Annotated in this window: 5 protein-coding genes; 3 read left to right on the top strand and 2 right to left on the bottom strand. The window is 75.9% G+C overall.

Translation table 11 applies throughout. The features are described 5' to 3' along the window. Positions 1–761 (top strand): PucR family transcriptional regulator (locus ACFQLX_RS09735; protein WP_386413799.1); only part of this gene is annotated, 761 nt, incomplete at its 5' end. Positions 762–1,043: 282 nt separating this feature from the next. Then, complete coding sequence (locus ACFQLX_RS09730; protein ID WP_386413798.1) at positions 1,044–1,811, top strand: hypothetical protein; 768 nt, start codon at positions 1,044–1,046, stop codon at positions 1,809–1,811. Between the two features lie 161 nt (positions 1,812–1,972). Here ACFQLX_RS09730 and ACFQLX_RS09725 read toward each other — a convergent pair whose 3' ends face one another. Further along, complete coding sequence (locus ACFQLX_RS09725; RefSeq protein ID WP_386413797.1) at positions 1,973–2,965, bottom strand: helix-turn-helix domain-containing protein; 993 nt, start codon at positions 2,963–2,965, stop codon at positions 1,973–1,975. Between the two features lie 193 nt (positions 2,966–3,158). Between ACFQLX_RS09725 and ACFQLX_RS09720 the strand changes: the two genes are divergently transcribed. After that, entirely contained in the window at positions 3,159–4,556 is a 1,398-nt protein-coding gene (locus ACFQLX_RS09720) for a protein phosphatase 2C domain-containing protein (protein WP_386413796.1), read from the top strand. Between the two features lie 23 nt (positions 4,557–4,579). Here ACFQLX_RS09720 and ACFQLX_RS09715 read toward each other — a convergent pair whose 3' ends face one another. Continuing rightward, positions 4,580–7,654, bottom strand: coding sequence for an alpha-mannosidase (locus ACFQLX_RS09715; protein WP_386413795.1), 3,075 nt, complete (start codon positions 7,652–7,654; stop codon positions 4,580–4,582). Between the last annotated feature and the right edge of the window lie 197 nt (positions 7,655–7,851).

Genomic DNA, 7,851 nt, shown 5'->3' with positions numbered 1-7,851 from the left:
CCGTACTGCTGCCCGGCGGCGCGGGCGGCGCGCCGCGGTGGCAGGTCGTCGTGGCGCGGGTGGAGACCGGCGGCGAGGCGCCGGCGGACGGCGCGGAGGTGGCGCGGGACCTGCTGGAGGAGATCCTGCTGGACCCCTCGCTGGACCGGGTCGCCGTGGCGCACAGCGCCGAGGAGGCGGTGGCGCTGCTGCCGCTGCCGCCGACGGGCGCTGCCGGGGGCGCTGAGGGTCCGGGGGGGCCTGGGGGCGCTGAGGACGCTGACGCGCCGCTGAAGGCGGACGCGCTGCTGGCGGCGGTCGAGCGCCCGCTGGCCCAAGGGCTGGGCGACGGGGCGCGGTTGACGATCGGGGTCAGCGCCCCCGTGCCCTCCTCCGAGGGGCTGCGCGGCGCGCTGGAGGAGGCGCGCCACGCCCGCCGGGTAGCGGCGGCCCGGGACGGCCGGGTCTGCGCGGCCGGCCACGAGGAGCTGGCCTCGCACGTCCTGCTGCTGCCCTTCGTCCCCGACGACGTGCGCCGCGCCTTCACCGCCCGGCTGCTCGACCCGCTGCGCGAGTACGACCGCCGCCACCGGGCGGACCTGGTGGAGACCCTGGAGGCGTTCCTCGACTGCGACGGCTCGTGGACGCGGTGCGCGGCGCGGCTTCATCTGCACGTGAACACTCTGCGCTATCGCGTCGGCCGGATCGAGCAGCTCACCGGCCGGGACCTGTCGCGCCTTGAGGACAAGCTCGACTTCTTCCTCGCGCTGCGGATGGGGTAGTACCGGCACGGAGCGCTGAGCGCCCCCGCGCGGCAAAGATTGTGAAAGCATTCACCCGCCTACTTGGCCCGGGGTGCCACCTCGTGCTGTGATGCTGGCAGACCCCTCGGCCGGGCGGGGCCGTACCGCTTCAACCTGCCTGACAGGACCGCGTGTTGCAGTGCCGACCGCTGTCGCTTCCGCACCTGACGCACCATCCGCTCCGGTCGTACTCGCACGCTGAACGCTGCACCCTCACGCTCGACGACGCGCGCCTCGGGAGGCACGGTGGCGGATACCGCCATGGCAGGGCTTGGTTCTTCGGTGTCGGACGATCCGCTGGAGCGCGCCATCTGGCGGTTGCGCTCCCGCGCCTGCTGGGACGACGCGGCGGCGCTGCTGGAGCCGCGGGCCGCGCGGGAGGCGGGGGCGGCGCTGTGGCGGGCGGCGCTGCTGGTCGAGCGCTGCATGTACACCTCGGCCGGCTGGCAGGACGCCGAGGACGCGCTGCGGCTCGCGGAGTCGCTGGCCACCGACGACGAGGAGCGCGGGGCCGCCGCCAGCGAGCGGGGGTATCTGGTGTACGGGTCCACGCTGTTCCAGGGCCGGGACCGCTCCGACGAGGCGCGGGCCGCGCTCGGCCGGGCCGCCGCGCTGCTGGCGCCGGGGGCTGCCGCGCGGCCGCTGCTGGACTACCGGCGCGGGCTGGTCGCGCAGCACCTGACGCGGCACGCCGACGCGGCGGAGGCGGCGTTCCGGCGGGCGCAGGCGGGGGCGGTGGCCCGGGGCGACCTGCTGCTGCGCTCCTCCACCAGCCGGCATCTGGCGGCGCTGGCCGCCGAGGCGGGTGAACTGGCCGAGGCGCGCGAGGGGTTCGCCGAGTCGCTGCGTATCCGTGAGGAGCTGGGCTACCTGGTCGGTACGGCGCCGGCGCTGATGGCACTGGCCGACGTGGAGCCGGAACCGCAGGCCGCCCGGCTGCGGGCGGAGGCGGCGCGGCTCGTACAGCTGCTGGGCGGGGTGCCGCTGTGGCTGGCGAAGCAGCTGGGGGTGCCGCAGGCGCGGCGGTAACGAAAAACACGGGCGCCGTACACCCGGAGCAATCAGGGATAACAGCGGCGTCCGGTGCGTGCTCTCGGCGTGCGGGGGCTTGGGTCATGTGGCGGAGCCACCTGTCCCAAGCCCCCGCACGCCGAGAGTGCGTGCCGGGGGCCGCAACCCGGGCCAATAACTCACCGGCTAACCCAGCCGCGTTCGTATGCCTGCCAGCCGAGTTGGAGTCTGGTGGCTACGCCCACCAGTTCCATCAGGCGCTTCACCCGGCGCTGCACCGTCCGCAGGCCCAGGTCCAGTTGCTTGGCGACGCTGGCGTCCGTCAGGCCGGCGAGCAGCAGGGAGAGGATGCGCAGGTCGGTGCTGTCGGGAGCGCGGTCGTCGCCGTCGCCCTCCGTGGTGACCGTGCGCTCGTCCGCGGTGAGCCGCAGCGGCAGGGACTGCTGCCAGACGCTCTCGAAGAGCCCGGTGAGCGCCTCCAGCAGGCCGCTGGCGTGCACGACGAGGGCGGCGGGCTCCGTGCCGTGGCCGGTGAGCGGGACCATGGCCATCGTGCCGTCGGTGACCACGAGTTTGGTCGGTACGCGCTCGGCGATACGCACCTCCTCGTCGCGGTCGAGGGCCTCGACGAGCTCGCTCAGCCCGGTCTGGCCGTCGAGCAGCTCGCGTTCGATCACCACCCGGTAGCGCACGCCGCGGCTGCTCGCCTCCTCCTCGGCGCGGTTCTCGGTGCCGGTGACGGCGACGGGCTTGCCCGTCACCAGCGCGCAGACCTCGTGCGCCGCGCCGAGCTGCAGCTGGCGGAAGCGGTGGGCCACGGCGCTGGCGCCGGTGACGACCTCGACCAGGTCGTGCACGGCGGGCTCGGCGGCCTCCGCGCGGTACTCCTTGGCGAGGCGCGCGGCGGTGATCTCGGCCTGCTCCAGCTCGTGCCGCTGCCGGCTGAGCAGCGCGCCCAGGGCCACGGCGGGCGGCGCGGCGACCCAGCGGCCGGGGCGGGCGGAGGACTGCGCGGCGAGGCCCTGGCGCTCCAGCCGGCGCAGGGCGCGTACGGCCTCCTCCTCCGGCAGGGTCAGCCGGTGGGCCAGCTCGGGCACGTCGGCGGCGCCCAGCCCGACCAGCGTCCGGTAGGCGGACTCCTGCGCCTCGTCCAGTCCGATCGCGTTGAGCACCGTAACGCCGCCCTTCCTGGCGCTGGCCGGGATCCGTCGGTGGCGGAAACCGGCCAGGCGCGAATCCGCCGGGACATCATCTCCCCTACCCCCACACTTTTGCCAAGCCCTTACGGGACGAACAGGGCGTCCGCTGATTCCGGTTCGGACGCGGGCGGTTTCCCGGAGCGGCTATCCGTGGACACTTATGGACATGACGCAGCAGGGGGAGCCGGAGAAGGGCGCTGCCGGACAGGGCGGCGACTGGTGGGACGAGCTGTACGAGCCGGGGGCGCCGGACACGGGGGCGTCCGCGCGCGCCGAGGACACCCTCGACGACCGCTTCGACTCGGCGGCCCATACGGTGGGCGGCGGGTCGGCGGGGGGAGAGCCGGTGGAGGAGCCGGCGGTGGACGAGCCGGCGGACGCCGCCCCGGTGCTCACCCCGCCGACCCCCGACACCCACGGCACGCTGCGGCTGCGCCGCGTACGGCAGCCGCAGCCGCCGCCGGAGGAAGCCGGGGACGCCGAGGGCGCCGGGGAGGCCGGGGACGCCGGGGGCATCGCTGACGCACCCCCGCCCCGCCCCGCCGCCGCCCACCCGGGCGACCGGCCGCCCACCTACCACCCCGAGCCCACCTATCCCCCCGAGCCCACCGCCCTGCCCGCCACCTCCCCCGGCGCGCTCGCCGACCTCGTCCCCGACACCGTGCTCGACGGCGCCGCCTACGGGACCATGACGCTGCGCTGCGCCTCCGTGCGCGGGGACTCCGCGCGCTATCGCGGCGAGCCGCGCCGCGACGCGCTGCTGACCGCGCGCTTCGGCAGCGGCGACAGCGCGCTGGTGCTGGTGGCGCTGGCCACCGGCGCGCGCGGCAGCGCGGCGGCCCCGCTCGCCGCCCGCGACGCCTGCCTCTGGCTCGGCGGGGCGGTCGGGCGCAACCACGCCCGGCTCGACCAGGACATCCGGGAGGGCCGGCGCGGCTCGCTGAAGTCGGGGCTGCACCGGCTCACCGGCCGTACGTACGGGCTGATGCGCGCCCGCGCCGCCGAGCGGGGCGTGGAGAGCGCGGAGGACGGCGCGTACCAGGCGAGCCTGCGCTGCCTGCTGCTCCCCGCCGATCCGGCCTGCCGGATCAGGGTGTTCTTCGGTACGGGCCCCGGCGGCCTGTTCCGGCTGCGCGACGGCGTGTGGCAGGACATCGAGCCGGAGCCGGTCAGCGGCCAGGGCGGTCCGGTGGCCGGCTACGGCTCCCCGCAGACGCCCCCGGAGGTGCCCCCGCAAGCACCCGCGCCCGATCCCCGCGCCGCGATCCCCGACCCGCGTGCCGCGCCCGCGAACCCGCCCACCCTGCTCGACGTCCCGAGCGAGGCCGGCGCACCCCGGCAGCCCTTCGCCTTCCGCGCCTCCGTCGCCGCGCCCGGGGACGTGCTGCTGCTGACGGCCGCCGGTCTCGCCGGACCGCTGCGCGAGGCGCCGGCGTTCACGGACGAGCTGGCCCGGCGATGGCGGGACGGGCCGCCGGGCCTGGCCGCGTACCTGGTGGACGTCCAGCTGCGCGTCGAGGGCCACGCGGACGACCGGACGGCGGCGGCGGTCTGGGAGGGGTGAACGGCCGCACCGCGCAGGGTCGTTCACCCCTCCCGCGCCGGGGTCAGCCGCAGGGTGACGATCTCGAAGGGCCGCAGCTCCAGGCGTACCCCGCCGCCCGCGCGCTCGGCCGGCGCCCGCGGTCGCTCCAGCAGGTCGGTGACCTGGGCGCCGGCGAGCGGGAAGCGGGTGGTGAGGACGCCGCGGGCCCGGCCGCCGCGCGACTCGTACAGCCGCACCACCACGTCGCCGCTGCGGTCCTCGGCCAGTTTGACCGCCTCCACGGTGAGGGCGGGGTGCCCGCTGTCGACGAGCGGGGCGAGGGCGGGTCCCGGGGCGGTGCGCAGCGGCAGGTTGAGGGCGAGACCCTCGGCGACCGCCTCGCCGGCCTCGGCGCCGGGGAGGAGGGAGTAGCGGTAGTGGTGGACGCCCTGGTCGGTGTGCGGGTCGGGGAAGCGGGGGGCGCGCAGCATCGTCAACCGGACGGTGGTGGCGAGGACTTGGCCGTACGGGGTGCGGGTGACGTCGTGGCCGTAGGTGGCGTCGTTGAGGAGGGCGACGCCGTAGCCGGGCTCGGCGACGCGCAGCCAGCGGTGGGCGCAGACCTCGAACTTGGCCGCGTCCCAACTGGTGTTGGCGTGGGTGGGCCGGTGCACGTGGCCGAACTGGATCTCGGCGGTGGAGCGTTCGGCGTGCACGTCGAGCGGGAAGGCGGCCTTGAGTACCTTCTCCGTCTCGCGCCAGTCGGCCTCCAGCGCGAAGTCCACCCGCCGGCTCCCGGCCGCGAGGCTGGTCTCCTGGACGAGGCGGGAGTCGCCGGTGCGCCGTACGACGCGCACGGTGGCCCGCAGCGGGCCGTCCTGGGTCAGCGCCGCGGATTCGGCGGCGGCCAGGTCGGTGTGCTTGCGGCGGTAGTGGCGGTCGAGGTCCCAGGCGTCCCACTGGTTGGGGTGGTCGGGGTGGAGCTGGAGGAGGTTGGCGCGGGCGCCGGGCGGCAGGACCTCGCGGGCGGCGTCGAGGTCGTACACCGAGGTGAGCAGGCCGTCGCCGTCGAGGGTGAGGCGCAGGTGCCCGTTGCCGAGGACGAACCCGCCGGTGCCGTCGCCCGGTGGGAGCGTCTCGGCCCGCACGGGGGCCGGTGGGGCGGCCGCCGCGTCGAGGGCGGCCGAACCGAGGGCGGGGACGTGGACGGCCGTCGGCCGCCCGGCCACGTCGATGACCTCCCGGCGGGCGTACGGGGAGGCGTTGAAGACGGCCGGGGCCCCGCCGCCCAGCGCCCCGATCGCGCCGGCGGTGATCTCCGCCAGCTCCCGGGCCACGGCGGCGTAGGTCCCGGCGGCCTCGCGGTGCACCCAGGAGATGGAGGAGCCCGGCAGGATGTCGTGGAACTGGTGCAGCAGCACGGTCTTCCAGAGCCGATCGAGCTCCTCGTACGGGTAGACGTAGCCCGGCGCGGTCAGCGCGGCCGCCGTGGCCCACAACTCGGCTTCCCGCAGCAGGTGTTCGCTGCGCCGGTTGCCGCGTTTGGTGGCGGCCTGCGAGGTGTACGTCCCCCGGTGGAACTCCAGGTACAGCTCCCCCGACCAGACGGGCGCGTGCGCGCCGTACTCCGCCTCGGCCGCCGCGAAGAAGGCGGCGGGCGGCTCGACGGTGACGCGGGGCGAGCCCTCCAGGGAGCGCAGCCTGCGCGCCTTCTGCAGCATCTCGCGGGTGGGGCCGCCGCCCCCGTCGCCGTAGCCGAAGGGGACCAGCGAGCGGGTGGCGAGGCCCTTGTCGCGGAAGTTGCGCTCGGCGCGGGCGAGTTCGCCGGCGTGCAGGGTGGCGTTGTAGGTGTCGACGGGCGGGAAGTGGGTGAAGACCCGGGTGCCGTCGATGCCCTCCCACCAGAAGCTGTGGTGGGGCATCGGGTTGGTCTGGTTCCACGACAGCTTCTGGGTCAGGAACCAGCGCACCCCGGCGAGCTTCGCCAGCTGCGGGAAGGCCGCGGTGTAGCCGAAGGAGTCCGGCAGCCAGACCTCCCGCGTCTCCACGCCCAGCTCCTCCAGGAAGAAGCGCTTGCCGTGGACGAGTTGGCGGGCGAGTGCCTCGCCGCCGGGCATGTTGGCGTCGGACTCCACCCACATCGAGCCCACCGGCGCCCAGTTGCCGCGCCGGACCGCCTCCCTGATCCGCTCCCAGAGGTGCGGCTGGTGCTCCTTCACCCAGGCGTACTGCTGGGCCTGCGAGCAGGCGAAGACCAGCTCCGGGTACTCGCCGGACAGGGCCAGCTCGGTGACGTTGGCGAAGGTGCGGGAGGCTTTTCGGACGGTCTCGCGCAGCGGCCACAGCCAGGCCGAGTCGATGTGCGCGTGGCCGGCGGCGGAGAGGCGGTGGGCGCTGGGGGCGGCCGGGGCGGCGAGGACGCCGGCCAGTTCGGCGCGGGCCGCGGCGGCGGTGGCGGCCACGTCGTGCAGGTCGAGGGCGTCGAGCATCCGCTCCAGGGCGCGCAGGATGTGGTGGCGGCGGGAGCGGTCGGCGGGCAGTTCGTACGCCAGCTCGCTCAGCACCTCCGCGTCGAGGATCAGGTGCCACACCTCCTCGTCCAGTACGGCGAGTTCGGCGGCGCGGAAGGTGTAGAGCGGGGTGTCGCCGGCGGTGGCGGGGTCGCCCAGCGGGGTGGGGGTGAAGTCGTGCAGGACGGCGGGGTTGGCGGCGGCCTCCAGCAGCAGCGAGACGGGTTCGCCGGGGGCGGCGCGCAGGGGGACGTGCCGGTTGCGCGGGTGGACGCCCTTGACCGGCACGCCCGCGGCGTCGTAGACCATCCCCTCGGCCTGGAAGCCGGGGGCCTCCTCGCCGAAGCCGAGGTCGACGAGCGCCTCGACGCGCCGCCCGGCCCACTCCGGCGGGACGGTGCCGGTGAGCCAGAACCAGCTGGTGGACCAGGGGCTGCCCCAGGCGGTGCCGGGGGCGAAGGGCTCGTACGGGGCGGTGAGCGCGTCGGCGGCGCAGGCGGCGCTCCCACGCGGGACGTGCCAGGCGGCGATGGCCAGCGGCACACGGGCGGCGTACAGCGCGGGCCGGACGAACTGGCGCATGGCCCGCTCGAAGCGGCCCTCCACCAGCAGACGGTCGTCGTGCATCGACGCTCCCCTTGTGAAGCCGGCTCGGCACCCACCCCTCGGTGCACCCCACCCCGGCCTACCCGCCAGGGCACAACACGCACACCGGCCCCCGCGGCGTCCGGTGCGTGCTCTCGGCGTGCGGGGGCTTGGGTCATGTGGCGGAGCCACCTGTCCCAAGCCCCCGTGCGGCGAGAGTGCGTGCCGGGCGCCGCGGG

Origin of the sequence: Streptomyces polyrhachis (assembly GCF_042663125.1) — a bacterium.
GTDB classification, from domain to species: Bacteria; Actinomycetota; Actinomycetes; order Streptomycetales; family Streptomycetaceae; genus Streptomyces; species Streptomyces polyrhachii.
Note: the sequence above shows the minus strand (reverse complement) of the source record. Positions and strands in the feature narration are given on the sequence as shown.

What these genes read in the sequence shown, in the direction of transcription:
- ACFQLX_RS09715 (WP_386413795.1), bottom strand. Translation starts at nt 7,654, where the DNA reads ATGCACGACGACCGTCTGCTGGTGGAGGGCCGCTTCGAGCGGGCCATG.
- ACFQLX_RS09720 (WP_386413796.1), top strand. Translation starts at nt 3,159, where the DNA reads ATGACGCAGCAGGGGGAGCCGGAGAAGGGCGCTGCCGGACAGGGCGGC.
- ACFQLX_RS09730 (WP_386413798.1), top strand. Translation starts at nt 1,044, where the DNA reads ATGGCAGGGCTTGGTTCTTCGGTGTCGGACGATCCGCTGGAGCGCGCC.